Source organism: Xenorhabdus poinarii G6, assembly GCF_000968175.1.
Taxonomy (GTDB): Bacteria; Pseudomonadota; Gammaproteobacteria; order Enterobacterales; family Enterobacteriaceae; genus Xenorhabdus; species Xenorhabdus poinarii.
Genome location: NZ_FO704551.1, coordinates 3110161 through 3136512, shown reverse-complemented (window position 1 = coordinate 3136512; position 26352 = coordinate 3110161). Strand labels below are relative to the sequence as shown.

Genomic DNA, 26352 nt, shown 5'->3' with positions numbered 1-26352 from the left:
AAAGCTCCCTCAGACTGGAGACTCCACAACATGAAATATATACCGGTTGGTGTTGATATTGCAAAACATCTGATCCAGATTCACTTCATTAATGAACACACAGGTGAAGTGGTTGATAAGCAGTTGCGTAGTCAGGATTTTCTGACGTTTTTCAGTAACAGAGAGCCCTGCTTGATTGGTATGGAAGCCTGTGGAGGCGCTCAGCACTGGGCACGCGAACTCGAAAAGCAGGGGCATAAAGTCAAATTGATGCAGGGTCGCTTCGTCAAAGCATTCGTCATGGGCAATAAAAATGACGTGATGGATGCCCGTGCTATTTGGATGGCGGTACAGCAACTCGGTAAAGCAATCGCCGTCAAAACGGAAGAACAGCAGTCAATACTGGTCCTGCACCGTTCACGTAGACAACGGGTGAAGTTCCGAACTGCGCAGATTAATGCCCTACACGGGACGCTGCTGGAATTTAGTGAAACTATCCACAAAGGCCGGGCAGCGATGGACAGGGAACTACCGGCAGCTTTGGAGCGAATGAAAACGAAGCTGCCGCCTTATCTCATCACAGTACTGGAAGACCAATACAACAGGCTGAGCGAATTGGACTCCCTGATAGAGGGTCTTGAAAAACAGCTTATCAGTGTGGCGAAACAGAGTGAAACCTGTAGGCGACTGATGGAAATCCCCGGTGTGGGGCCATTAATCGCTACGGCGGCGGTTGCCACTATGGGGGAAGCATCCGTGTTTAAATCTGGGCGTGAGTTTGCAGCCTATATCGGTCTGGTGCCAAAACAGACAGGTTCAGGCGGGAAAGTCCGTTTGTTGGGAATAAGCAAACGCGGCGACACCTATCTGCGGACCCTGTTTATCCATGGGGCTAGGGCTGCCGCCTTACTGGCTAAAGAACCCGGTCCATGGATAACGGAACTGAAAAAACGGCGTCCGACCAGTGTCGCTATCGTGGCGATGGCAAATAAACTGGCGCGAACAGTATGGGCAATAGCGGCTCATGCCCGTCAATACGACAAAAATCATGTCAGTATCAGACCCTATTAATCGTTGATACTGATAAATATTAACTCTTTATAAAAGGGTAAATGCTGAAAAGTTGCTATGGCAGCCAGAGTGATGACAAAGACGGTAAGACCGGGACTCACTAAACCTGAATGATTTATCGGGCATAAAGCCCGCCAGGAGAATAAGGCGTGAGTCAGCGAATCTCATAGTGGCCCGCAGCTCTGGCTGCAATAAGGCCGGATACAGAGCTGCAACTACTCGTCAATGTCAGAACAACGGAAGCCTTGCAAACGGGGAGGCGTTCATACAGATAATCATGAAGTTATTCTCTGGTTGAATTCATTTGTTCAACTGGCAGAGTAATCAATACACAATACACCGGCATTCTCTGTCAGCCATGGAAACAGGGCACTCAATATCTGTCCCAATCAGTGAGAGTTAGGCCGTTCTGAGAGGCATAATGATAATTAATCAGAGGGCGGCAGCGATATCAGTCCATTGACTTTTATTCCGGCTTTCGGGCAGTTCCAGAGTGCCTGAAAAATCGGGATCGTGATGAGCAAACTGCACGGGATCATGAAGTCATTACGAACTATCACTAAATCACGTTAGCAACTATTTTCTTTATTTATTATTTCTTGACCATATTTTTCTATTTGAAATCAAAAAAAAGGTTAGTACACTTATTATACTTTTTCGCTACCCAGAATCTCTGTTCATAGCACACTTGGGGCTGAAAAACAGAGAATAAGTGTCAATTTTTATCTTGTAAACCGCTCTTGCAATATCAAACGGCATTTTTATCAATCGCTTGTAAGTAATGAGTGATGTGGTTTTGTCTCCACAATTCAAGATATACCTTCGTGGCATATTGTAAACCCCAGAAAATATCAGGGCTCTGTTGAAGAGCAGGGCGGCTTTTTTTCTGATTGTGTTTATTAATATCATGACATAGGCATAAGTCATCAAGATGAAGTGATAAATTTAGCATTAATTAATTGATTTTCATGATTGAAATTCCAATAGCCGTTTTCTCATATCCGATTTGATTATGAAGGGGGAATGATGTTTTTCCATGTCGTTAACAAAAACAATATGATTATGTTTGGTTTAATCTTTGGGATTGTCATTTTATTTTTATCGTTTAATAACAAACAATTGGGGATTGTGGATTATGCGGATAAGTATTGTCAGAAGAATACCACTTGTTTGATTGACATGAACGAAATCACGCCTTTTGACTGGGATAAAATGTTTATTCTTGATAAAGGCATGAAACCCAAGGATATCGAGGATATTATCGGGGCAAAATTTAATGAAAAAGCCAGTCTTTTTTATAAAATTATTTTTGTCAAAGACAAAAAAATTGTTTATTCAGATGAGTATCATCCTCCCCATGAATCTTATAAGAAAAAATTCATCAAACCAAACTTCTATTATCCACCTGAAAATAAAGAAAATTATTTTAGCCATTACGCGATTTCAAAGAATAACGCTATTCTCTCGGTAGAAATTGAGCATAAACCATCTATAAACGATAAAGTTTACTACAAGATATCCCCTTCTAATGCGCAGCAAGTGAGGAGAAAAGCGTTATAACTTTTTCTTTTTTCATTTATCGGTTTATTAGCACGATAGTTTGCATGGGATTCGAAAAGTGTTCTATAAAATCGCCCGTTTTATCAAATCCTATCGATGAACGGTAAGGTATCGACCTCATTTTGCTTCTGTGGGTTAGTCTGTTTCCTCACACCTTCACTGACATTGACTCTTTTTAAGATGCTATAACGGCATTGACTTTGTTACTATGCTTTATCATGTTTTCGTACTCATGCAATGGATTGTGGGGTGATGAAGTGCATTTTCCACCTTATAACGTATAAAAAGAAGTTAAAAATCAACAGGAAATAAATTAATGTTAAGTTATCGTCACAGCTTTCATGCCGGCAACCATGCTGATGTGTTAAAACACGTAGTGCAAAGTCTGATTATTGAATCATTTAAAGTCAAAGAAAAACCTTTCTTGTATCTGGATACCCACTCTGGTGCGGGTCGTTATCAATTGAGTGGGGCACATGCCGAGCGTACGGGGGAGTATCAGGAAGGTATCGCCCGTATTTGGCAACGTGATGATATCCCGGAAGCATTGTCAGCTTACATTGAGGTTGTGAAAGCGCTGAATCCCCACGGTTCTCTACGTTATTATCCAGGTTCTCCGCTGATTGCCCGTCGCTTATTGCGGGAGCATGATGAGCTTAATCTGAGTGAATTACATTCCAGTGATTATCCTTTGTTGCGTACGGAATTCTCCCGCGACAAGCGCGCCCGTGTTCTGCGGGAAGATGGTTTTCAGCAACTGAAATCAAAATTACCACCAAGAAGCCGTCGTGGATTTGTGTTGATTGACCCGTCTTATGAATTGAAATCGGATTATCAAAATGTCGTTAAAGGTATTCAGGAAGGATATAAGCGCTTTGCGACAGGCACTTATGCGTTGTGGTATCCCGTCGTTCTGCGTCAACAGATTAAACGCTTAGTGAAAGATCTGGAAGCAACAGGTATTCGCAACATCTTACAAATCGAACTTGGCGTGCGTCCTGACAGCGATCAACGTGGTATGACGGCCTCAGGTATGATCGTTATTAATCCTCCCTGGAAATTAGCGCAGCAAATGAAGGCGGTATTACCGTGGCTGCATCAAGTACTGGTTCCAGAAGGTACCGGACATGTATCAGTCAAATGGGTTGTCCCTGAGTAAGATACGGGAATCGCCGACGTTGCCATGAAATGCATTGCTATTCAAACGATGATCTTTGAGTGTGTGATGTCGTGATGTCACTCAATAGCTATAGCCTATAATAATGAGAGCTGGAATCGTCCACGGTTAGTGATAACTTTTTGTAATAATAGACGTCAGTTTGAACGTTAGCAGTAACTTAATTGATTAGACGGAAGTGACCTAAGATGAGTAAACATTACGATTATATTGCCATTGGTGCTGGCAGTGGCGGCATTGCCTCTATTAACCGTGCAGCAATGTATGGGCAAAAATGTGCCCTGATTGAAGCAAAGGCATTAGGTGGAACATGCGTTAATGTGGGTTGTGTCCCGAAAAAAGTCATGTGGCACGCTGCGCAATTGGCTGAATCTATTCATCAATATGGCCCCGACTATGGTTTTGATACGACCGTCAATCGTTTTGACTGGAAAAAACTGATCGCCAGTCGTACGGCCTATATTGATCGCATCCATCAATCGTATGAACGCGTATTGGGAAATAATCAGGTGGATGTCATTCGAGGGTTTGCTCGTTTTGTCGATGCGCATACGGTTGAAGTTAATGGCGAAAGGATCACGGCTGAGCATATTCTGATTGCAACAGGGGGGCGTCCGGCTCGTCCAGAGATTCCCGGTGCGGAATATGGCATTGATTCAGATGGTTTCTTCGAGCTGAATGAGATGCCGCAGCGTGTCGCTGTCGTGGGGGCTGGCTATATTGCGGTTGAGATTGCTGGTGTTTTGAATGCATTGGGGAGTGAGACTCATCTGTTTGTCCGTCAACATGCGCCTTTGCGTTCTTTTGATCCTATGATTGTGGAAACGCTGCTGGAAATCATCAAAAATGAAGGACCGGTATTACATACGGAAGCAATATTACAGGCTGTGATTAAAAATAGTGATGGCAGCCTGACGATTAAATTGCAAGATGGCCGGGAACAGACGGTTGACGTGTTAATCTGGGCGATTGGGCGTGAACCGATGACGGACAAGCTGAATCTGGCGGTAACGGGGGTTGAGCTGGATGACAAAGGCTATATCCAAGTTGATAAGTATCAGAATACGAATGTTAATGGTATTTATGCGGTGGGTGATAATACGGGTGCCGTGGAATTGACACCAGTCGCGGTTGCGGCAGGGCGTCGTCTGTCAGAACGTTTGTTTAATAACAAACCTGAAGAACATTTGGATTACAGCAATGTGCCAACAGTGGTATTCAGCCACCCGCCAATCGGTGTTGTCGGTTTGACGGAGCCAGAGGCGAAGGCACAGTATGGTGAAGATCAGGTTAAGGTTTATACCTCGTCATTTACGGCAATGTATACTGCCGTGACGCAAAAACGTCAGCCATGCCGTATGAAATTGGTTTGTGTGGGTAAAGAGGAAAAGATTGTTGGTATCCACGGTATCGGTTTTGGTATGGATGAAATGCTGCAAGGTTTTTCCGTTGCACTGAAAATGGGGGCAACAAAGAAGGACTTTGATAATACAGTGGCTATCCATCCAACTGCGGCGGAAGAGTTTGTGACCATGAGGTGATAGGGAAAGTGTAACAACAGACCCTGCACGATTAATTTTGGAAAACGATGTGATACGGGCGATATACGTTGCGTGTATAGCCCGTATTTTTGTTTCTTTATTTTAATGGTTGTCATAAAGTCGTTAACTTCCGCCTATCCCAAAGCGATAACACTTTGACTTGTATATTATGGCGAATATTGGTGACCAAGGTCATTCTGGCTGTTACTGAGTTATTCTCTAACGAACAATTTCTTGGATTTGAGTTGTGCAGTAATTAATCCTTGTCCCAACAGAACGCCTACGATAGTTATTGTAATTCCCGTAAGTTGGGCAAAACTTGGTATAGCTCCCATAGCCATTTGTATACCAAGGGCAAAAATTGGTACAAAGTTGAAGAATATCGCTGTTTTTCCTGCTCCCCTAGTTGCAATGCCTATGTTCCAGAATAAATAGGCAAAGACCGAACCCGCAATTCCCATATAAATACTCGCTAGGTGACTTTCAAATTTCCCTGCTAATACGGAAGAAATGGGGGATTCAATACAAATGGCAGTAATCGCTAATACTACTGTACCAAAAAACATAGTCCAGCTGGTTGTTTCTAATGGTGTCGCATCTGTAATGAAAATACGGGTGCCAACGGTGTAAATTGCCCAGCCAAGACTACCGGCAAAAATAACAAAATCGCCCGATGCCGTATGAAGTGTACCTTCAGAAAATAACTTCCCATTGGTAATCACTAATGCCACGCCAAATAAGCTAATGATCATCCCCAATAGGCGGCTAAAATTTGGGAAACGACGATTTATTATCGCTTCTAATATATTGGCAGAAATTGGCGTTGTTGCCATGATCAATGCAGCAGTGATGGGACTGGAACTTTGCAAACCAACAAACAAAGCACCATTAAATCCAGCAACACCAATAGTTCCAAGAATAATGAATGCAAGAAGATTCTGCTTGAATACCTGACGACGAATACCGTCTTTAAGAGACATGAGAATAAAAATGGCTAGAACAGCACAGACAAAACGTTCAACAGACGCAGTCCATGGGGGTAAGCTATTAAGGGCTATTTTTGTGGCTTGGAAATTAGAACCCCAAAAAAAAGTTGCAAATAGAGTCAAAATAACAGCGAGTGGTGATGTTACGCGCATAACAAATCTGCCTTATCTTTATGATTGATATTATAATGGAGCACTAAGCGCATCGGTGATATATGCGCTGTTGAATTTGTATTGAGTTTGTCTACTTATAGTGATGCGACTCGTATATTTTTGGTAAGTTCCCACTTATGTAGACAACCGGTGGTGAATATCTTTTTCTTGTTCATCATAATGAAGCCTTATATTGTATAAAAAAGTTTATTCAGAATGGCTATTTGATGTATAGTAACTTATTATCAATTAACTCATTACAACTGGTTTTCAGATAAGCAATAGGTCCTTTTGACTGTCAATTTCTATTAAAAGAAAATAACAGTTTAAGCGCGAGCAATTTTACCTTCAATAAAGATGAAGATGATTGTTGTTATACTGAACATTGATAAAGTGTTGCTCATTAATTGAACTCAATTGCTTTTGTTAAAATTATTGTGGCATATATTAAACATGAAAGATGTAGATAATATTGGAAGTCTATTTTCCAAAAATGGAAATCGTGTTGAGCAATCTCTTATTTGGGATGATATACGCGTATTTTTGACGGTTGCTCGAGTTGGTACTATAACCAAAGCCGCTGAGTTTCTTGGTGTCGGTGTTGCGACTATCGCTAGAAAAATTGAAAGAATTGAAGCTTTTTTTGGGATCCCCTTGTTTTTACGTCATCAAGCAGGTTATCGGTTGACAGTGGATGGGGCTGAACTTCTGGAAAAGGCGAAATGTATGGAAGATGCGGCAAACTCATTGTTGTTTAAAGCTGATGTCCATTCGGAAATTTCTGGCAAAGTTCGTATTGCGACTACTGAGATTCTTGCAACTAATTTAATAGTTCCTAACTTGACAAGCTTCCATAAAAGTTATCCAGATTTAACATTAGAATTAATAACGGATATTAATACTGTTAACTTACATCGTCATGATGCGGATTTAGCGCTCCGCATAATAAGACCACAGAGAGGGCATGTCACTGTTCGTCAATTAGGGGTATTAGGGTTTGGCCTTTATGGCAGTGTAGATTATTTAGCAACCACTGCATTAGGCGCTTCTGGAGATGAATATGAAAATTATCGCTTTATTGGATGGACGGATGAACAATCTCAACTCCCTGCATTCAAATGGATTGAGCAGACACTGAAGGGGCGTTCATTATCTATCGCAACAACGTCTCTTGCTGCCCAACTTTCTGCTGTAAAAGCAGGTTTAGGACTCGCAGTACTTCCGCACTTTGTGGCTAATGAGGCAAACCTCATTAGTGTTTCCAGTCAATTAGGTATAGACCAACCCATTTGGCTTGTCATTCAAGCGGATTTAGCACACTCTCCTCGAATACGAAAAGTAGCTGATTTTTTATCCGATGTGGTATCTTTAAATAGAGATAACCTTTTAGGAATCCAATAAATATGTAAAAGTTTAAGTGGATATCTAGGCAATCGTTGCTTGTGGTATGATTTTTCCAAAATCGGATATTTATATTATATCTGATAAGCTGAAAGTAGAGACGGTATTTGTGTTTTTATGAGTGTTTTAATTTTCGAAAAATATCTGAATACTCTATGTCAGAATTAATATGTTTTTTAATCACTCGTTTAGAGATACGTGATGATATATCCTCTGGATAAATTTGGTGAGCAAGAAGGGGTAATATTAAATAAATGAATCACTATGTTAGTGAACGAATGTTTTCCATTATTAAATATTTTTAACTTTGATGATATAAATTATATTCCGTTATTTCAGATAGAGTCATTTAACCCTATTTTAATGTGATTTTGTAAAGCCACTTTTTTGCCGATGCTAATTGATGAGCGAACCTCGGAAAAAAACGACGTTTGTTGGTTTGATGCTGGAAGGAAAATAAAGCGGCTTTAAACCCTCTGTTGATCTTGGGTAATCGGGATGGCAGAGGGTAACGTCTGACTGACTTATCGAGATGATTTTTTTAGTGAGTGTAACCAATCAGCGATAAATGTTGCTACCTGAGCGGGCTGATTGATATCAAGTCGTGGCAGTGAGCTAGTCAGTACGATATCACTGGCAATGGCGATGACATTAGCGTCAAGGCGCTCATCGAAGGGGCAGCCCAGAGCGTTTCGATACAGGACGATTTTCGGAATGGGGTTTTGTTTGAACCCTTCAACCAGAATTAAATCCAGTAAATTTGCATCAAACCGACTGGCAAGATAGTCAAGATCCGGTTCCGGTAGCGCCGGAGTTTCCGTCATTAATGCCCAACGGTGCTGGTTGGCGACCAATGTTTGAGTTGCACCCGCCTTACGTAGTTCATAGCTATCTTTGCCCGGTTGATCGACATCCATATGATGATGAGTGTGTTTAATCAACCCGACCCGGATCTGCTGTTGGCGTAATAATGGGATGACTTGTTTTAAGAGCGTCGTTTTTCCGGTTCCACTGTCAGCGGTAATACCCAGAATGGGCAGGATGGTGTCGTGGGTATTGGTCATGCTGACTCCTGAAGGGGTTCCCAGTGTGGGGATTCCAGGTGATGGTATGCTTCAGGCGTATTTAAGTTGGTGAAAGCGTCAGGGTGAGGGAAATAGACTGCTTTTGCCTTAATCATCTGCATAAAAAACATCACCTTCCTGTCTCCCAGTGCGAGATAGCTTTCCAGACGAGGGATCAAGCTGCGGTGCATTAATACCAGGGTAGGATGAGCCCGCTCGCAGTCATGTGCATAAGCTGCCCAGGCGTTTTGTTTGTAACGCCACAGTTTTTCCACGAGGTCTTTTGGAAAATGGGGGACATCGCACGGAACAAATATTACCCACTCATTCAGGGCTCTTTTTAAAACGGCCAACATGCCCGCCAGCGGCCCAGAAAAATCGGCAATAATGTCCGGTATGATGGGATAGCCTCCCTGTTGATAAATAGCCAGATTACGGTTGGCGTTAATCAATAGCTCATGAACTTGTGGCTGCAACTGGGTCGCAATGTGTTGATATAATCGGACGCCATTGAATGGTAACAATCCTTTGTCATTTCCACCCATGCGGGTGGATAACCCTCCGGCCAGAATGGCACCACTGATTTTGGGATGCGTCATGTGAAATCACCTGATATTGGGCAATGAAATATTTCATGTTTGGGTATATAACCATTGTGAATAAATATCTCATCATGCTGCTTTGAGCGGGCAGTATAACTTTACGCTGATTGACAGACCAATGCTTTCTCAACGTCATTAACTTTGTTAATTTGTATAGATTTTATAAGGAATGAAAAATGAAATGTCACCGCCTCAACGAAGTTATCGAACTTTTGCTGCCAGTATGGAAGAATGAGCCGGATTTAAATTTGGTGGCGCTTTTGCAGAAATTAGCTGATGAAGCGGGATTCACCGGATCGTTGCCTGAATTAACGGATGATATTCTGATTTATCACTTGAAAATGCGCGGTACAGAGAGCCATGCAGAAATCCCCGGGCTGAAAAAAGATTATGAAGACGATTTTAAGACTGCGCTATTGCGCGCCCGAGGCATTCTTAAAGATTAATAAAGAGAGAACTGTGTTGTGACGGAACCGAAGGCTTTTAATTTTCAGAATATTACACCAGATTTAATTATGGATGCGTTGATGCAAACGGGCTTGCACCTCGATTCGGGTCTGACCGAACTGAATAGCTACGAGAATCGGGTGTATCAGTTCATGGATGAAAATCGCCAACGCTATGTTGTGAAATTTTATCGCCCCTTGCGTTGGCACCAGCCGCAAATTCAAGAGGAACATGATTTTGCGCATGAATTGCAACAAGCCGATTTACCGGTGGCGGCACCGTTGAAGTTTGATGGGCAAACTGTGTTGAGTTATGGCGGTTTCCTTTTTGCCGTTTTCCCCAGTATAGGCGGGCGTCAGTACGAATCAGATAATGTTGACCAATTGGACGATGTTGGGCGACTGCTCGGAAGAATGCATCAGATTGGTGCAAAAAAGCCATTTTCGGCTCGTCCTACCCTTAATCTGAATGAATATTTATATCAACCGTATCAATATCTGGCTGAATGCGAATTGATCCCTGCCAAGCATAAACCTGGCTTTTTGGCGGCACTGGATGAGTTAAATCAGGCAGTAGCGGGTCAATGGCATGAAAACTGGCCAGTGTTGCGGCTGCATGGGGATTGCCATGCCGGTAATATCTTGTGGCGTGATAAAGCTTGGTTTGTGGATCTCGACGATGCCCGTAATGGCCCGGCCGTTCAGGATTTATGGATGTTACTCAATGGATCACGACAGGAACGGTTGATTCAGTTGGATATCTTACTCGAGTCATATCATCAGTTTATGACATTTGAGCCTAAGACGTTGGCGTTAATAGAACCCCTGCGTGCGATGCGAATGGTTTATTATTTAGCTTGGGTCGCGCGTCGCTGGCAAGATCCCGCTTTTCCAAAAGCGTTTCCATGGATGGCTGATAGTGATTTCTGGTATAAGCAACTCAATGTTTTTACTGAACAAGTGAAGCTGTTACAGGAGCCTCCCTTACAGCTCAATCCGATGTATTAATTTTTGGAGACTATTATGAAGAAATTTTGGCTAGCACTGATGGGCGCGTTGATGGCATTTAATGTATGCGCAGCTGGTTTTTCTGAAGGCAAACAATATACCGAGTTGAGTAAACCGGTTGCGGATATGCCTCAAGTGTTGGAGTTTTTCTCTTTTTATTGTCCTCACTGCTATCAGTTTGAAAATGTTTATCATGTTCCTTCAACGATTAGGAAAAACTTGCCGGAAGGCGTGAAAATTGAACGTTATCATGTTGATTTTCTCGGTAATTTAGGTGAGGCGTTGACGAATTCCTGGGCAGTTGCCATTGTTATGAAGATTGAGGATAAAGTCACCCCAATTCTGTTTGAGGGTATTCAAAAAAGCCAAACGATTAATAGCGAGAAAGACATCCGTGACGCCTTTATCAAAGCAGGGGTATCCGGGGAAGAGTATGATGCAGCATTGAACAGCTTTATCGTCAAATCTATCGCAGCTAAAGAGCGCCAGGCGGCCAAAAATTTGAACTTGCGCGGGGTTCCGGCGGTCTTTGTGGGTGGTAATTATTTGGTTAATAACAGTGGAATCGATACCAATTCAGAGCTGGATTATGCTCAGAAATTTTCTGAGGTTGTGAACTATCTGGTCAACAAAAAATAAGTCATAAGAGCGTGACGCGTGACGTGATAAAACAAAAACGCGAGTATTAATATAAAATAACCTAGGTATTGTGCCAGCCATGATAAAACTGGCACAATACTTGCCAAAAAACACCTTTCATAACATAAACGCCGGTAATATCCACAAGTCAGTGATTTTAAAGTGGTTGTAATATTTCTATAATATTCCACGTAATTCATTGATTTTTACCCCCTGTTATTCGCTCTTTACGGCTATAAACATAAATCTGTTTTATGTGCCATTTTTTTGTGCACAAAGTTATCCACAGCGTACTCATCAGAATATTTGTCATAAAATGCACGTTAGTGCGAGGAAATTTCCGCAAAATTCGTCTATCACGACGCAGTATGGCATTCTATTCTTTATTCATTCCACTGAACGACGAAGAAAATTTTATGGTACAGATAGCAGACAATCCCCTGATTTTGGTTGATGGTTCTTCATACCTTTATCGTGCTTATCATGCGTTTCCTCCACTGACAAACAGCTTAGGAGAACCGACGGGTGCCATGTATGGCGTGCTGAACATGCTGCGGAGCTTAATTATGCAGTACAAACCCAGTCATGTGGCGGTCGTGTTTGATGCCAAAGGCAAAACGTTCCGCGATGAATTGTTTGCCGAATATAAATCCCATCGTCCCCCAATGCCGGATGACTTATGTTCGCAGATTGAACCATTGCATAAGATGGTTAAGGCGATGGGGCTGCCAATTCTGGTGGTTCCGGGCGTTGAAGCGGATGATGTCATCGGTACATTGGCGTTGCAGGCCGAAAAAGAAGGCCGTTCAGTTCTGATCAGTACCGGTGATAAAGATATGGCGCAGTTGGTGACGCCAAACATCACATTAATTAACACCATGAACAACACCATTTTGGGGCCGGATGAAGTTGAGGAAAAATATGGGATCCCGCCTGAACTGATTATTGATTTCCTCGCCCTGATGGGAGACTCATCCGATAATATTCCTGGGGTACCAGGCGTGGGTGAAAAGACCGCGTTGGGATTATTGCAGGGGATTGGTGGACTGAATGAGATTTATGCTCGGCTTGATGAAATCGCTTCCCTTGGTTTCCGGGGAGCCAAGACACTGGGCAGCAAAATGGAACAGCATAAAGAGGTGGCTTTTCTCTCTTATCAATTGGCAACCATAAAAACCGACGTTGAGTTGGATAAGTGCTGTTCGGATCTTGCCGTTATCCCACCGGCAGCCGATGAATTGATAGCATTGTTCAGACATTATGAATTTAAACGTTGGATCAGTGACGTGGAGAACGGTCATTGGCTGGAAGGCAATGGACAAAAAGCCGCCACAGCCAGTGCCAGATCGGAATCGATGGCGGCTGTGCCAAGCGCAGCCAGAATTTCATCGGAACATTACCAAACCATTCTTGAACGTCAATCCCTTGATGAATGGATTGAAAAGCTGAAACAAGCGCCGGCATTCTCTTTTGATACTGAAACTGACGGTTTGGACACACTGACCGCCCATTTGGTGGGCATGTCTTTCGCCATTGGGGCGGAGGGATCTGAAGTAGAAGCTGCTTACCTGCCATTGGGACACGATTATCTGGATGCGCCACAGCAATTGGATCTACAGGAAGTACTTACCGCATTAAAGCCACTGCTGGAGGATGCTAACTTGCCTAAGATTGGCCAGAACCTGAAGTTTGATCGGGGTGTTCTGGCGCGTTATGACATTGCTTTGAATGGGATTGTTTTTGATACCATGCTGGAGTCGTATATTTTAAACACGACGGCAGGACGTCATGACATGGATAGCCTTGCCGAACGTCACCTGAGCTATAAGACCACGACATTTGAAGACATCGCAGGTAAGGGTAAAAAACAACTGACCTTCAATCAAATTCGGTTGGAAGAGGCATCGAAGTATGCAGCAGAAGATGCGGATGTGACGCTGAGATTACATCAGGCGATGTATCCTCAGTTAGAAAATGCACCTGCTCTGAAAAAAGTTTTCCAGCAGATCGAAATACCGTTGGTACCGGTGCTATCCCGTATGGAAAGAACCGGGGTATTGATTAATGCTCAAACGTTGGCAGCACATTCACAGGAAATCACGGGACGCTTGGGGGAGCTGGAAAAATCTGCTTATGAGTTGGCAGGAGAAGAGTTTAATCTGGCTTCACCAAAACAGTTGCAAGTTGTTCTCTTTGAAAAGATGAATTTACCTGTATTGAAAAAGACACCGAATGGTGCGCCATCAACGAATGAAGAAGTGCTGGAAGAGTTGGCGGAACATCATGAGCTGCCAAAAGTGATTCTGGAACATCGTGGTCTGGCAAAGTTGAAATCCACCTATACGGATAAATTGCCTCAGATGGTCAATCCGCTAACAAATCGCGTTCATACCTCGTATCATCAGGCAGTTACCGCGACGGGGCGTCTCTCTTCTCGTGATCCCAATTTGCAGAATATTCCGGTTCGTAATGAGGAAGGGCGGCGTATTCGTCAAGCGTTTATTGCGCCGGCAGGCTACCGAATTATGGCGGCGGACTATTCACAGATTGAATTGCGCATTATGGCGCATTTGTCACAGGACAAAGGGCTGCTAGAGGCCTTTTCACAAGGTAAGGACATCCACCGTGCGACAGCGGCGGAAGTATTTGGTGTGCCATTGGCGCAAGTCACCAGCGAGCAGCGTCGTAGTGCTAAGGCGATTAACTTTGGCCTGATTTATGGTATGAGTTCGTTTGGCTTATCCCGCCAGTTAGGTATTCCGCGCGGTGAAGCTCAGCGCTATATGGATCTCTATTTTGAACGTTATCCGGGCGTATTGGCGTATATGGAACGTACCCGCCAACAAGCCGCTGAGCAAGGGTTTGTCGAAACACTGGAAGGCCGTCGATTATACCTGCCGGATATTAAATCGCGTAATGCCATGCGTCGTAAAGCCTCAGAACGTGAAGCGATCAACGCACCGATGCAGGGAACGGCAGCGGATATTATCAAATTAGCGATGATTGCGGTCGATAACTGGATCGTCAGTGAACAGCCCAATGTACGTATGATTATGCAGGTCCATGATGAATTGGTATTTGAAGTGCATGAATCAGAGCAGGTTGCTGCTGAGCAAAAAATCAGAGCGTTGATGGAACAAAGTTTGCAACTTGATGTACCGCTAAAAGTGGATGTCGGGATGGGAGATAATTGGGATCAGGCACACTGATAAGTCTTCGCTTTAGCACTTTTATTGAATGATCTTGATGAAATTTGGGTTTATTTAATGAAACGCAAATAACCCGATCATGCCATTAAGGGATTGATAACAAGGATTTAGATTAGTCAGGTTAAGTTTAAGATTAGATCTGGATCTCTAAATTGTGTAATAAAACTACATAAAATGAGCTAATCTCCATTTTTAATGAGTTAAGTCGGCTAAATCGCGGTAATTAGTGAAAATTAATTACAAAAAAAACTTTTTTTGATTAAGAGAATAGGTTAAAGTTGTCAGCGTAGGGTACAGAGGTAAGATGTTCTATCTTTCAGACCTTTTACTTCACGTAATCGGATTTAGCTGAATATTAGCTGCCCCAGTCATCTTTTTTGACTGGGGCGTTTTTTTATGTCTGTTTTATGGGAAAGTAGTGAGATCGGGGATGAATATTATTCCATCTCAACAGCAGGTTGATTGAACCAGAGGTTAAGCTTTTGCTCTAGTTGATCGATGCCGATTTTTTTCAAGGTGGAGAAATACTCGATCTGAACATCACCACCCAACGTGGCCAATTCCTGACGAACTTTTGCCAGTTGGCTTTTACGGGCACCGGATGCCAGTTTATCGGCTTTCGTCAGCAAAACCATGACAGGAACCTGCATCGTGACAGCCCACTCGATCATCTGCATATCCAGATCTTTGAGTGGATGGCGAATATCCATCAAAACCACCAGACCTAGCAAACATTCACGTTTTTGGAGATATTCCCCTAACGCTTTCTGCCATTTACGTTTCATCTCTTCTGGGACTTCAGCATAGCCATAGCCCGGCAAGTCGACCAAACGAATACCTTCTTCGACTTCGAACAGGTTAATCAACTGGGTACGGCCAGGCGTTTTACTGGTACGTGCCAGACTTTTTTGACGGGTCAGTGCATTCAGGGCGCTGGATTTACCCGCATTTGACCTACCGGCAAACGCGACCTCAATGCCCACATCTTGAGGCAGGTGGCGAATGTCAGGTGCACTCGTGATAAAGCGGGTCATATGATAGTTGTAGTTCTTGATGGTCAAAATGGTTATCTCCCTGGGGAATACACAAAAATTGCGCGTTGATTATACCGATAGTCGCCGTCTGTGGACAGGCGTAACTTTTTTTTGTGCATTCACATCCTTCCGTTCAGTCTGTCATAGCCAGCCTTCAAAGGTGGTATTGCTACGGGGTGAAGTGCTGCTGAATTGTTCTCATCATACTATCAAGGATTCATTAACTTCCAATTTTTGTATTTTGGTGCAGAAAACGCCGAAACTGGGGATTATTCGCAAAATAACGCTGACGAAAATATGAGAATATACAAATTAATAGGTGGATTTTCCCTTTATTCATCTAAAATACGCGTAAATGTAGGTAAATCTTTGGAACTTACTTCCGTTGGGAATTAAACTTAAACAGTTTTGTTGTTATGAGTGTATTGTTGACCTCAAAAATAAAGGAATCATCAATGTTTAAACGTATTTTTGTGTCGCTTGTGACGGCATGTGCTATCAGTGCAATAACTGTCCCGGCATGGGCTGCTGAAACTCACGTAAAGCTGGTGACATCAGCGGGTGAAATCGAGCTTGAGTTAGATAGCAATAAGGCACCAATGACTACCAAGAATTTCGTTGAGTATGTCAATGAGGGATTTTATAACAACACCATCTTTCATCGTGTTATCCCGGGTTTTATGATTCAGGGAGGGGGCTTCACAAAAGAAATGAAGCAAAAGCCCACCAGAGCGCCAATCAAAAATGAAGCAGATAATGGTTTGCGTAACCTGCGTGGCACGATTGCGATGGCGCGTACCGCAGATAAGGACAGTGCTACCAGTCAGTTTTTTATTAATGTGACTGATAATGCTTTTCTTGACCACGGGCAGCGTGATTTCGGTTATGCCGTTTTTGGGAAAGTCGTAAAAGGGATGGATGTGGTTGATAAAATTGCACAAGCGAAAACAGAAAATGTTGGCCCTTACCAAAATGTGCCAGTGAAGCCTATTGTGATTTTGTCTGCTAACATTGAGCCTTAACTGATCAGGCAGAAGACGGTAGCCAGATAATCTGGGTATCGTCTATTCTTCTCTCCCCCTGTTCTCCGTAGTTTCTCCATACCACTATTTTAAAAATGCTTCTGTGGTATGATTAGCCCCCCGTTGCCGGTGATATTGTTTTACCTGATTTTACCGTAATACAAAATATGTAATGCCTCGGATGAGGTAGGGCAACTTATAAAACTATAAAATCAGTAGGATATACTCCTATGTTACTCATAATAGATAACTACGATTCTTTTACATTCAATTTATATCAATATTTTTGCGAGTTAGGGACAGAAGTTCTGGTTAAACGTAATGATGAGTTACAGCTTGAAGATATTGAAAATTTGGCACCTACACATTTAGTCATTTCTCCGGGGCCGTGTACCCCAAATGAAGCAGGGATTTCGCTACAAGCAATTTCACATTTTGCAGGTAAATTGCCCATCCTCGGTGTATGCCTGGGGCATCAGGCAATCGGCCAGGCTTTTGGTGCCCGTGTGGTTAAAGCTCGTGAAGTCATGCATGGAAAAACCAGCCTGCTCCACCATAGCCAACAAGGGGTATTTAAAGGATTAGATCATCCATTGACTGTCACACGTTATCACTCTCTGGTGATTGCCGCAGAAACGCTACCTGCTTCATTTGAGGTGACGGCATGGAGTCAGCGTAATGGTGATGTGGATGAAATTATGGGAATACGTCACCGCACTTTACCGCTGGAAGGCGTGCAATTTCACCCAGAAAGCATTCTGAGTGAGCAAGGGCATGAGCTATTAAATAATTTCCTAAAATATTAATAAGATATCATTATCCACCCTTATTTTCGTGGAACGGAGATTTGGTAGGTACGATGCGGCTGAATAGGGTGATATCCCGTTGGGTGAATAGCAATAAGTCAAAAAAGCCAGTGCGAATGTCACCGATTGCACTGGCTGAGTTTCAGGTTAACTAATAGTTAACGTGTTCCATAAACAACGATGGTTTTACCATGTGCGGAGATCAGATTTTGATTCTCGAGCATTTTCAGGATACGGCCAACTGTTTCACGAGAGCAACCCACAATCTGTCCAATTTCCTGACGTGTGATTTTGATCTGCATACCATCAGGGTGGGTCATTGCATCAGGCTGTTTAGCCAAATTGAGCAACGTTTGGGCAATACGGCCGGTGACGTCCAGAAATGCCAGGTTACCCACTTTTTCGGAAGTTGTTTGCAGGCGATTTGCCATTTGAGCAGATAAACGCATCAGAATATCAGGGTTAACCTGAATTAACTGGCGGAATTTCTTATAAGAAATTTCAGCTACCTCACAGGCACTTTTGGCTCGTACCCATGCTGTACGTTCTTGCCCCTCTTCAAACAATCCAAGTTCACCAATGAAATCCCCTTGATTTAAATAGGAGAGGATCATTTCCTTGCCTTCTTCATCTTTTATTAGGACCGCAACCGAACCTTTAACAATATAGTAAAGTGTTTCGGCTTTCTCACCTTGATGAATGAGCGTGCTCTTGGATGGATATTTGTGAATATGGCAGTGTGACAAAAACCATTCAAGAGTAGGGTCTGTTTGTGGCTTGCCGAGAACCATTCGCTTTATCCTCTGTTGTTATTCCTGCCTGTATGATGTGAGAAACTGTAGCTTCTCTTCAGGCTGTTTCTTATAAAGTCAGTAGATTAACATATTAATGTGATGAAAAACTGACAAGCGAGAATTTTATATGATTTAAAAAAATGTCAGAATGCTAACATATTGTTTTTAATTCATCATGTATCTTGCCAGCCTGGGTATGTCGTGCCATTTTTACATAATAAAATATTTATGTCTCTCTTGTATCGATTCAGCTTGTGAAATTGCTTGCAAGTTTATAAAAGGTGGTAAAGAGATACGTTCATTTAAGAACAAAAAATGGATACTGACTGAGCAATAATGCTTTAGGTTACTTTGTTTATCAATTTTTTCATCTTCGGAAATTTGATTATTATCGTCTGATTGACTGTTATAAAAATGACTAATTTATTTAAATAAAACGGGTAACGTTATTTTTGTTACCTGTTTTATTTAAATAGAATATTGCTCAGGCTATGCGATTTTTTTGCCTTCCAGTAACTGTTTAACCAGTGGTGCCATAATGAGTTCCATGGCCAGTCCCAGTTTTCCACCCGGAACGACCAGCGTATCTATACGGGAGATAAATGAACCCTGAAGCATTGCCAGTAAGTAAGGAAAGTCAATTTGGGTTAAGCCACGAAAACGGATCACGATAAAACTTTCGTCCAGTGAAGGAATGGCCTTGGCAGAGAAAGGGTTGGAAGTGTCAACGGTAGGAACTCGTTGGAAATTGATATGGGTACGTGAAAACTGCGGTGTGATATAACGAATGTAGTCATCCATTGAGCGCACCACGGAATCCATAACGGCTTCTCTGGAGTGCCCACGTTCAGTGGTATCGCGGATCAGTTTCTGTATCCATTCCAGGTTGACGATAGGCACAACACCAATCAGTAAATCAACATGGCTGGCGACACTGTGTTGCGGCGTCACAACGCCGCCATGTAGGCCCTCATAAAACAGAATATCCGTATTGGTTGATAAGGATTCCCACGGTGTAAACGTTCCCGGCAGTTGGTTATAAGGGACAGCTTCATCATAGGTATGAAGGTATTTTCGCCAGCGGCCTTCTCCTGTTTGCCCGTAGTCAAAGAACGTCTTTTCCAATGTGCTGAAATCATTAGCTTCTGGCCCAAAATAGCTGATATGCCTGCCTTGTTCTTTCGCTTTTCGGATCTCGGCGTCCATTTCAGGGCGCGTATAACGGTGAAAACTATCCCCTTCTATCAGTGCGGCGGTGACGCCAAGCTGTTGGAAGATTTTGCGGAAGGCAACACTGGTCGTTGTTGTTCCCGCACCACTGGAGCCAGTAATTGCAATGATAGGATGTTTGACAGACATGAAAACTCCTTATCAATCAAATTGATGGATTATATTATTTTAATCAGTCTATTAGCGTGAACCGAACAAGTCAGATGTCATGGCGGAGCATGTCTTTGGGCATGATATTGACGGTTTCATGTAACTCAGACCATACCAGCAGAACGTCACCTCGTTCAAGTTGACGTTTGATGTCCTGTACTTTTTGTTCAAGTGTTTTTTCCTGTTCACCGTAGTCAGTACCTTCCCGTAAGACAAAACTTTCAATGAGATTGAGGAGTGTATCAGCTTCCAATTGTTGCCACGGGATAATCATTGTTATTGCTCCTGATGAGGTTGTTATGGTGTTGAAAATGAGGCACTAACTATTCGGGAAGGGACAAAAATGGTTGCAGATGAGGATTGCTCACCCCCTTACAGGATAAAAATGCGTATTCATCGTGAATTGATTTCATGATTTAGTCATCTTGTGTGCTGAAAGCCATACTGTTATTTTCTCGACAGGAAATGTCAACTCTGGGTTAGGGAAATCTAACAATGACCGCAAGTCTGCTTTTTTCACTCAGTACATTTATGTTTATTTCTGCTGTCACGCCTGGCCCCAATAATTTGTTGCTGACATCATCAGGCGCGAATTTTGGTCTTCGTCGTTCTATTCCACTTTATCTGGGGATTATGCTGGGGATGCAGACCATGTTGTTGCTGTCTGCGTTTGGTGTTGCTGCGCTTTTACTGCTTTATCCGGCCATACATACGGGGTTGAAGGTGCTCGGATGCTTATATTTATTATGGCTGGCCTGGAAAACAGCCATGTCGCATTACAAGCGATTGGACACCATAGAATTGACAGGGAAACCAACCCAAATCTATCAGGGCTGGTTGTTACAGTTTCTGAACCCGAAAGCATGGCTGATGGGATTGGGAGCCGTCAGTAGTTACAGCCTGCCGGGGTCATTATATGGCTACTCTATTTTAGCAATTAGCGTTGTGATGTTAATCTCCAATGCACTTGCTGGTGCAATCTGGCTGGTTCTCGGTTCATTGATTGGGCAGTTATTGGGAAGCCGCCGTGCGTGGTTTATGTTCAATATCACAATGGGTATCCTGACGGCGGCTTGTGTGCCTTTAATCTGGTTTGGGTGATCGGGATTTAACTCCTTTAAAAAGGGTGGCGATCATCGGTTTAGCGGGATGGCAGGCCGGATAAACCCGTGATGTTTTGCCAATAAAGCGCCGGCTTCTTCGGCACTGACGCCCGCTAAAATCATAACGATGGCAGTCTTGCAATGACCGTTACCGTCTTTGAGAGCTTGCTCAGCGGTCTCTTTGCTGCATTCGGTGGCAGTCATGACAATATTTTTCTGTCGTTCGATCAATTTGGCATTAGTGGCTTCCACATCCACCATCAAATTGCCATACACCTTTCCCGTGCGGATCATGGCACCTGTTGTGATCATATTTAAGATGAGTTTTTGTGCGGTACCTGCTTTCATACGGGAAGAGCCTGTTACCACTTCCGGGCCGACTATGGGGATAATGGCAATCTCGGCCAATTGTGCCATCGGGCTGTCTGGATTGCAGCAGATACCGGCGACGGTAGCACCAACTGACTTGGCATATTCCATCGCGCCCAAGACATAAGGTGTTCGACCACTGGCCGCGATCCCGACCACAATATCTTTTTGATTAACGTGGTGTTCTTGAAGATCCTTTACGCCTAATTGCTTATTATCTTCTGCATTTTCGACCGCGTTCAAAATAGCCTGATGCCCTCCGGCAATGAGGCCGATGACTTGCTCCGGTTTTGTACCGTAGGTCGGTGGGCATTCACTGGCATCCAAAATGCCCAGACGCCCGGAAGTTCCGGCGCCAATGTAGATCAAGCGGCCGCCCTGACGAAATTTTTCGGCGATGGTGTCAACTAACTCGGCAATTTTTGGCAGATTTTTTTCGACCGCGATAGCCACTTTTTTATCTTCATCGTTAATAACACGTAACATATCGAGCGTGGATAACGTATCAATATTGGTACTGGCGGGATTGCGACTTTCAGTGACCATCTGATTGAGATCGATTTTCATTATTTTTTTCCAGCTATGTTTTTGGCGACATTTTTCCGGTTAGGGATCGGGAAGAGAACATCAATAACTGATTATCGTACAGATTATTGGGATGATCCCCAATATATTTATCGGGTCACGTATTCAATATGGGGATTGTGAGTTTTATGATGTTTCGCCCATTGCTGTTGATAACACGAAAACTCATCTGATGATCTTGAGCGTAGATAATATTGGAATGACCAAGTTTAATTTATTAAATAGACAATCAAAAAAATCTTAGGATTATTTATGATGGATATTAATTCTGAGTGCAACATTAAAATGAAATTGACTAATGTTAAGCATGTTAATGCGGTGTTGTGATTAGATCATAGGTTTCAACATAATGGTTTCACAAAATCATCCCTAATACAGACGATTCCGATATAAAAAATAGCCGTAACTTGGAATAATGTGGAATGGATTTTTATCAGTGACAACAACACGAAAAACCAGCCATCACGCGTACTATGATTTACTAATGTGCTATTTTTAGTCTGTATTATACTCGTTTTATGATGTGAATATCGTGATTACTCATATTTAATGACATGTTTTTAATTAACCTAATTTCTGATTAACACGTAATAAGAGTAAATTGAAATGTGGTGATAAAAATAAAAGATTAGCTAAAGGAAAATAATAAAATAAGCAGGAATTGTCTGTGATTGGTTGCATTGTACGAGTAGGTCAGCTATATATTTTTTCTTTATGTTTGATAATTAAATTATTTACGCCATAGTTTCTTAGTATGATATTTTTTATTTTATGGTTTTTGATTTTTTCGTTGGGGATTGCTGATAAATAAAAGTTATCAACTGATAACTGATTTTTCATTTTTTCTTAGCGGTTACCATAAAACAAGAGGTCATATTAATGAGTATTGTAAGATGTAAACGCTGTATTAATTACATTTGTTATTATTTTTTAATGTGATTAGTGCGCCATAATAATAAATATTTTGCTTATTGAAACCTTATTAACTAACATTTTTACAGTTGACGAGAGGAAATTTTGGCAAAACGTTAAGTGAAAATGCTATCACCATGAATCTGTATGTTTTGTAGCGATTTAACAATCATTGGGCGAAAGAACATGGATATACGCAATCTTGAAGCTTTTATCGTTTTGGCTGAGACGCTTAATTATCATAAGGCTTCAGAAAGGCTTTATCTTTCTCAGCCGGCCTTGACGAAGAAAATACATGGGTTGGAAGATATTCTTGGTGCTTCACTATTCACAAGGGGGCCAAATGGAACAAGATTGACAGATTTCGGACAGAAAACGTTGGAAAATGCCAGAAAGCTCTTAACTCACTATGAACACTTTAAAAGTCAGGTTCATTTTGATTCGAAAGAAGATGTTGTCAGGCATTTATATGTCGGCTCATGTTTCCCTATTCACAACTATACTCAAATAGAGAAACAACTTGTGGAGAATAAAGGGAATGTTGTTTTAGCATTAGTGACGGGGTTATCTGTTGAGCAGCAGTTAAGTTTATTGAATGCAGGGATGTTGCATGTTGCGGTCATACCTATGGCCTCTATTGCCTCGTTAGAGCCGAAAAAGACGTTTACAGAGAGGTTAGTGTTTATTTTTAGGAAAAAAAGCAACTTGATATCTAAATTTAAGATAGCGTTCAGTAAATTCGGGAATGAGATTAAACCGGCTAATTCATCAGGGAAAAATGAAGCTGTTGAGTTAACAGACTATCTTAATGTTTTTCCTATTTATACTGGTGATAATATGCATTTGTTATTAAAAACAAATGATATTATGTTGATTATTGAGATGATTACAAAAAATAATTTTTACACCTTTGTGCCTAAGCGAATCATTAGTTCGATTCCTGATTATTATATGAACTTGTTGGAAATTGTTGAAACAGATAAAAAAATTGATCTTGGTGTGGTTTGGGGAAAATCAATCGACGATCATCTGCGTGAGGATGCGGAAATTTTTTCTACATTGGTTGCTAATGTATAAATCATAAAAACGCGTTCAGTAAGGAGTGAAAAATGAGAACGTATATATTCAGTATTTTTCAATGATAAATAATTTGCTGGCATAAGTGAATGATCAATTTTTATGGATTTTATGACGAGTAATATCACTTTCTGTCTGCAAGTTTTTATTTTTTTGCTGTAAAAAGGGAAGACGATTTTGGTTGTTTGATAATCGGGTTGTAAGTATAAAGTATGAGAGTTACCTTGTGTTTTGTATGCAATTTAGACACTCATATCAAAACCGGTAACTCTCAACTTTGCAAGGTTTTATTATCAGATCAAGCCACGACTAATACCGTTTATTGGCTAGCATTAAATGCTTCTGTCATCTGCTCGATTTGCGTCTGAATATCTAACCATGCCATTTCGGTATCTTCGAGCCTGGATTTTGTTTGTGTTTGCTGATGCAGGCATTGGGTTAATTCCGCTTTACGCTCATGTTCGTAAAGTGTGTTGTCTGAGAGTTTTTCTTCTAATTCAGCCAATTCAGTGCCCAATTTTTCCATCTGTTTTTCAATAGCGGTGAGTTGCTTACGTAACGGTTGAATTTGGTTACGAAATTCAGCTTCACGCCGTTTTTGATCTTTACGCTCTTGGGCACTGTAATTTGGTGCACTATTATTTAACGTGTTTGGTGTATCAATATTGGCTTTTTCCTGGCTGTCGCGTGCTTGCTGGCGTTGGAGTTCTGTCAGCCATTGTTGATAATCTTCCAGGTCACCTTGAAAAGCACCGACTTTACCATCGTGTACCAGATAAAGTTCATCTGTGGTAGAACGTAGTAAATGCCTGTCATGCGAGACAACAACCAGAGCACCTTCAAAATCAATAAGCGCTTCAGTGAGTGCTTGTCTCATGTCCAAATCAAGGTGGTTGGTTGGTTCGTCGAGCAGAAGCAGGTTAGGGCGCTGCCAAACAATCAAAGCCAGCACTAACCGGGCTTTTTCGCCACCCGAAAAACGTCCGCTTGGGTCAGTGACTTGATCACCTTTAAACCCAAATCCCCCCAGATAATCCCGTAATTGTTGTTCCAGCTCTTGTGGCGCTATCCGGGCTAAATGCTGTAATGGCGATTCATCTGCCCGCAGGTATTCCAGTTGATGCTGTGCGAAGTAACCCAACTTAATGCCTTTTGATAAGGATATTTCTCCTTGTTGAGCGCTCAGCTCTCCGGCCAGCAATTTGATCAGGGTGGATTTACCTGCGCCATTGCGTCCCAATAAGCCGATTCTTGAACCTGGCACCAGGTTAAGTTTTATCGAGTCCAGTACCGTTTTTTCACTATAACCGGCACTGACTTTTTCCATGTTCAGCAGAGGATTGGGTAAGCTATTCGGTTGGCGGAAACTGAAATGAAAAGGATTATCAACATGAGCGGGGGCGATGAGTTCCATGCGCTCCAGCATCTTGATGCGGCTTTGTGCTTGTTTTGCCTTTGAGGCTTTGGCGCGGAAGCGATCAATGTAGCTCTGTAAATGGGCGACTTTTTGCTGTTGGCTTTGGTATAACGACTGTTGCTGAGCAAGTTTAGCCGCGCGTTGGTGTTCGAAGGAGGAGTAATTACCGGTATATTCGTATAGATTTTGCTGCTCAATATGTAAAATTTTATCAATGATCGGATCGAGAAAATCACGATCATGGGAAATGAGGATCAAGGTGCCGGTATAATTCCTTAGCCACTTTTCGAGCCAGATAACGGCATCTAAATCAAGGTGGTTGGTGGGTTCGTCGAGCAATAGCAGGTCAGAACGGCAAATTAGCGCTTGTGCCAGGTTGAGGCGCATGCGCCAGCCACCAGAAAATGCACGCACCGGTTGTGTTAACTGCACCTGAGAAAAACCTAATCCGTGCAATAAGCTGGCCGCCCTGGCGCGGATTGTCCATGCCTGAATGGTATCAAGTAAGCCGTGAAGGTGGGCAATAGCATGGCCATCATTTTGTTCGTTGGCGATGTTGAGTTTTTGTTCCAGTTGCCGGAATTCACGATCACCATCAATGACGTACTCCAGTGCGGATGTCTCCAGAGCCGGTGTTTCCTGATTTACCCAGGCCAAAGCCCAGTTGTTAGGAAAGGTGACGGAACCATTTTCGGCTTGAAGTTCATTTTTTAATAATGCCAGTAGGGTCGATTTACCACAGCCATTTTTGCCCACTAATCCGACTTTTTGTCCGGGATTGATGGTTGCACTAGCATTGTCCAGCAAGACTCGAATGCCACGACGGATTTGCAGAGAAGAGAAAACAATCATAGATATTGTCTATATAGTATGTTGGGTTAATAATTAGGTTTATATACTTTGTTTTTCAAATTGCTACGGTGTCGGCTGAGTTTTTATCTTCATTTCCCTATGCTGCAACTTGAAATGTTCTGGATATATATTCAATGTGGTTTTAGCCTGATATGCATGGTAGCG

Annotated in this window: 23 protein-coding genes; 14 read left to right on the top strand and 9 right to left on the bottom strand. The window is 42.4% G+C overall.

The window, feature by feature from the left end; all coding sequences use genetic code 11:
* Positions 1-30: 30 nt before the first annotated feature.
* The 4 genes from XPG1_RS14480 (at position 31) to gorA (ending at position 5328) form a co-directional block, all read left to right on the top strand.
* Positions 31-1050, top strand: a complete 1020-nt coding sequence (locus tag XPG1_RS14480) for an IS110 family RNA-guided transposase (protein ID WP_045959698.1) — start codon at positions 31-33, stop codon at positions 1048-1050.
* Between the two features lie 1023 nt (positions 1051-2073).
* On the top strand, positions 2074-2610 hold the full coding sequence (locus tag XPG1_RS14470; protein ID WP_231853027.1) for a hypothetical protein: 537 nt from the start codon (positions 2074-2076) through the stop codon (positions 2608-2610).
* 316 nt (positions 2611-2926) lie between these two features.
* Positions 2927-3769: a 23S rRNA (adenine(2030)-N(6))-methyltransferase RlmJ gene (locus XPG1_RS14465; protein WP_045959693.1), complete on the top strand. Its 843-nt coding sequence runs from the start codon at positions 2927-2929 to the stop codon at positions 3767-3769.
* Positions 3770-3975: 206 nt separating this feature from the next.
* Positions 3976-5328: a glutathione-disulfide reductase gene (gene gorA, locus XPG1_RS14460; RefSeq protein ID WP_045959692.1), complete on the top strand. Its 1353-nt coding sequence runs from the start codon at positions 3976-3978 to the stop codon at positions 5326-5328.
* Positions 5329-5540: 212 nt separating this feature from the next.
* On the opposite strand, the gene XPG1_RS14455 is transcribed toward gorA, so the two are convergent.
* Positions 5541-6467: a DMT family transporter gene (locus XPG1_RS14455; protein ID WP_045959690.1), complete on the bottom strand. Its 927-nt coding sequence runs from the start codon at positions 6465-6467 to the stop codon at positions 5541-5543.
* A gap of 453 nt (positions 6468-6920) precedes the next feature.
* Here XPG1_RS14455 and XPG1_RS14450 point away from each other — a divergent pair, with 453 nt between their 5' ends.
* Positions 6921-7868: a LysR family transcriptional regulator gene (locus XPG1_RS14450; RefSeq protein WP_045959688.1), complete on the top strand. Its 948-nt coding sequence runs from the start codon at positions 6921-6923 to the stop codon at positions 7866-7868.
* Positions 7869-8392: 524 nt separating this feature from the next.
* Here the strand turns inward: XPG1_RS14450 and mobB are convergent.
* Both mobB and mobA read right to left on the bottom strand, forming a co-directional pair.
* Positions 8393-8932, bottom strand: a complete 540-nt coding sequence (mobB, locus tag XPG1_RS14445; RefSeq protein WP_045959687.1) for a molybdopterin-guanine dinucleotide biosynthesis protein MobB — start codon at positions 8930-8932, stop codon at positions 8393-8395.
* Complete coding sequence (mobA, locus tag XPG1_RS14440; RefSeq protein WP_045959686.1) at positions 8929-9531, bottom strand: molybdenum cofactor guanylyltransferase MobA; 603 nt, start codon at positions 9529-9531, stop codon at positions 8929-8931. The genes mobB and mobA overlap by 4 nt, the downstream gene beginning before the upstream one ends.
* A gap of 179 nt (positions 9532-9710) precedes the next feature.
* On the opposite strand from mobA, the gene XPG1_RS14435 reads away from it, so the two are divergent.
* The 5 genes from XPG1_RS14435 to spfP all read left to right on the top strand — a co-directional run bounded on the left by XPG1_RS14435 (position 9711) and on the right by spfP (position 15188).
* Positions 9711-9980 carry a YihD family protein gene (locus tag XPG1_RS14435; protein WP_045959685.1) on the top strand — a complete coding sequence of 90 codons (270 nt, stop codon included), beginning with the start codon at positions 9711-9713 and terminating at the stop codon, positions 9978-9980.
* A gap of 18 nt (positions 9981-9998) precedes the next feature.
* A complete protein-coding gene (locus XPG1_RS14430) occupies positions 9999-10988 on the top strand; it encodes a serine/threonine protein kinase (RefSeq protein WP_071825391.1) in 990 nt (329 codons plus the stop codon).
* Positions 10989-11003: 15 nt separating this feature from the next.
* Positions 11004-11627 (top strand): thiol:disulfide interchange protein DsbA, encoded by a 624-nt coding sequence (gene dsbA, locus XPG1_RS14425; protein WP_045959684.1) that lies wholly within the window; start codon positions 11004-11006, stop codon positions 11625-11627.
* A gap of 416 nt (positions 11628-12043) precedes the next feature.
* Entirely contained in the window at positions 12044-14836 is a 2793-nt protein-coding gene (gene polA, locus XPG1_RS14420) for a DNA polymerase I (RefSeq protein WP_045960800.1), read from the top strand.
* Positions 14837-15140: 304 nt separating this feature from the next.
* A complete protein-coding gene (gene spfP, locus XPG1_RS19350; RefSeq protein WP_438361642.1) occupies positions 15141-15188 on the top strand; it encodes a small protein SpfP in 48 nt (15 codons plus the stop codon).
* Positions 15189-15273: 85 nt separating this feature from the next.
* On the opposite strand, the gene yihA is transcribed toward spfP, so the two are convergent.
* Entirely contained in the window at positions 15274-15897 is a 624-nt protein-coding gene (gene yihA, locus XPG1_RS14415; protein WP_045959683.1) for a ribosome biogenesis GTP-binding protein YihA/YsxC, read from the bottom strand.
* Between the two features lie 428 nt (positions 15898-16325).
* Between yihA and ppiA the strand changes: the two genes are divergently transcribed.
* Both ppiA and XPG1_RS14400 read left to right on the top strand, forming a co-directional pair.
* Positions 16326-16892 carry a peptidylprolyl isomerase A gene (gene ppiA / locus XPG1_RS14405; RefSeq protein ID WP_045959681.1) on the top strand — a complete coding sequence of 189 codons (567 nt, stop codon included), beginning with the start codon at positions 16326-16328 and terminating at the stop codon, positions 16890-16892.
* 230 nt (positions 16893-17122) lie between these two features.
* Positions 17123-17698: an aminodeoxychorismate synthase component II gene (locus XPG1_RS14400; protein ID WP_045959679.1), complete on the top strand. Its 576-nt coding sequence runs from the start codon at positions 17123-17125 to the stop codon at positions 17696-17698.
* 158 nt (positions 17699-17856) lie between these two features.
* Here the strand turns inward: XPG1_RS14400 and crp are convergent, their stop codons facing one another.
* From crp to XPG1_RS14385, 3 genes are all read right to left on the bottom strand, one after another.
* Positions 17857-18489, bottom strand: a complete 633-nt coding sequence (crp, locus tag XPG1_RS14395) for a cAMP-activated global transcriptional regulator CRP (protein ID WP_045959677.1) — start codon at positions 18487-18489, stop codon at positions 17857-17859.
* Between the two features lie 492 nt (positions 18490-18981).
* Entirely contained in the window at positions 18982-19851 is an 870-nt protein-coding gene (locus tag XPG1_RS14390; protein ID WP_045959675.1) for a phosphoribulokinase, read from the bottom strand.
* Positions 19852-19921: 70 nt separating this feature from the next.
* The gene (locus XPG1_RS14385) at positions 19922-20146 is read right to left on the bottom strand and encodes a YheU family protein (protein WP_045959673.1); all 225 of its coding nucleotides are present in this window, start codon (positions 20144-20146) and stop codon (positions 19922-19924) included.
* Between the two features lie 221 nt (positions 20147-20367).
* Here XPG1_RS14385 and XPG1_RS14380 point away from each other — a divergent pair, with 221 nt between their 5' ends.
* Positions 20368-20973 (top strand): LysE family translocator, encoded by a 606-nt coding sequence (locus tag XPG1_RS14380; protein ID WP_045959672.1) that lies wholly within the window; start codon positions 20368-20370, stop codon positions 20971-20973.
* Between the two features lie 32 nt (positions 20974-21005).
* On the opposite strand, the gene murQ is transcribed toward XPG1_RS14380, so the two are convergent.
* Positions 21006-21911 (bottom strand): N-acetylmuramic acid 6-phosphate etherase, encoded by a 906-nt coding sequence (gene murQ, locus XPG1_RS14375; protein WP_173425879.1) that lies wholly within the window; start codon positions 21909-21911, stop codon positions 21006-21008.
* A gap of 1116 nt (positions 21912-23027) precedes the next feature.
* On the opposite strand from murQ, the gene XPG1_RS14370 reads away from it, so the two are divergent.
* Complete coding sequence (locus XPG1_RS14370; protein ID WP_045960799.1) at positions 23028-23918, top strand: LysR family transcriptional regulator; 891 nt, start codon at positions 23028-23030, stop codon at positions 23916-23918.
* Between the two features lie 319 nt (positions 23919-24237).
* Here the strand turns inward: XPG1_RS14370 and XPG1_RS14365 are convergent, their stop codons facing one another.
* Positions 24238-26187 carry an ABC transporter ATP-binding protein gene (locus XPG1_RS14365; protein ID WP_045959669.1) on the bottom strand — a complete coding sequence of 650 codons (1950 nt, stop codon included), beginning with the start codon at positions 26185-26187 and terminating at the stop codon, positions 24238-24240.
* Between the last annotated feature and the right edge of the window lie 165 nt (positions 26188-26352).